We start from the raw sequence: 1,510 nt of genomic DNA, 5'->3' as shown, positions 1-1,510 counted from the left end.
ATCAGACAATCTGTGTGAGCACTGCAAAGTACGCTTCTTTAAGGTAAGGAGGTGATCCAACCGCAGGTTCCCCTACGGTTACCTTGTTACGACTTCACCCCAGTCATGAATCACAAAGTGGTAAGCGCCCTCCCGAAGGTTAAGCTACCTACTTCTTTTGCAACCCACTCCCATGGTGTGACGGGCGGTGTGTACAAGGCCCGGGAACGTATTCACCGTGGCATTCTGATCCACGATTACTAGCGATTCCGACTTCATGGAGTCGAGTTGCAGACTCCAATCCGGACTACGACGCACTTTATGAGGTCCGCTTGCTCTCGCGAGGTCGCTTCTCTTTGTATGCGCCATTGTAGCACGTGTGTAGCCCTGGTCGTAAGGGCCATGATGACTTGACGTCATCCCCACCTTCCTCCAGTTTATCACTGGCAGTCTCCTTTGAGTTCCCGGCCGGACCGCTGGCAACAAAGGATAAGGGTTGCGCTCGTTGCGGGACTTAACCCAACATTTCACAACACGAGCTGACGACAGCCATGCAGCACCTGTCTCACGGTTCCCGAAGGCACATTCTCATCTCTGAAAACTTCCGTGGATGTCAAGACCAGGTAAGGTTCTTCGCGTTGCATCGAATTAAACCACATGCTCCACCGCTTGTGCGGGCCCCCGTCAATTCATTTGAGTTTTAACCTTGCGGCCGTACTCCCCAGGCGGTCGACTTAACGCGTTAGCTCCGGAAGCCACGCCTCAAGGGCACAACCTCCAAGTCGACATCGTTTACGGCGTGGACTACCAGGGTATCTAATCCTGTTTGCTCCCCACGCTTTCGCACCTGAGCGTCAGTCTTCGTCCAGGGGGCCGCCTTCGCCACCGGTATTCCTCCAGATCTCTACGCATTTCACCGCTACACCTGGAATTCTACCCCCCTCTACGAGACTCAAGCTTGCCAGTATCAGATGCAGTTCCCAGGTTGAGCCCGGGGATTTCACATCTGACTTAACAAACCGCCTGCGTGCGCTTTACGCCCAGTAATTCCGATTAACGCTTGCACCCTCCGTATTACCGCGGCTGCTGGCACGGAGTTAGCCGGTGCTTCTTCTGCGGGTAACGTCAATGAGCAAAGGTATTAACTTTACTCCCTTCCTCCCCGCTGAAAGTACTTTACAACCCGAAGGCCTTCTTCATACACGCGGCATGGCTGCATCAGGCTTGCGCCCATTGTGCAATATTCCCCACTGCTGCCTCCCGTAGGAGTCTGGACCGTGTCTCAGTTCCAGTGTGGCTGGTCATCCTCTCAGACCAGCTAGGGATCGTCGCCTAGGTGAGCCTTTACCCCACCTACTAGCTAATCCCATCTGGGCACATCCGATGGCAAGAGGCCCGAAGGTCCCCCTCTTTGGTCTTGCGACGTTATGCGGTATTAGCTACCGTTTCCAGTAGTTATCCCCCTCCATCAGGCAGTTTCCCAGACATTACTCACCCGTCCGCCACTCGTCAGCAAAGCAGCAAGCTGCTT

The 1,510-nt window shown here is 54.4% G+C and carries 1 rRNA gene; it reads right to left on the bottom strand.

Going from position 1 to position 1,510, the window contains the following annotated elements:
- Window positions 1-44: 44 nt before the first annotated feature.
- Window positions 45-1,510, bottom strand: a 16S ribosomal RNA gene (locus VIR50_RS12235); the annotation flags it as partial.

It is taken from the genome of Prevotella sp., from assembly GCF_036570325.1.
Classification (GTDB): Bacteria; Bacteroidota; Bacteroidia; order Bacteroidales; family Bacteroidaceae; genus Prevotella.
This window is presented reverse-complemented; position numbering and strand designations above follow the sequence as displayed.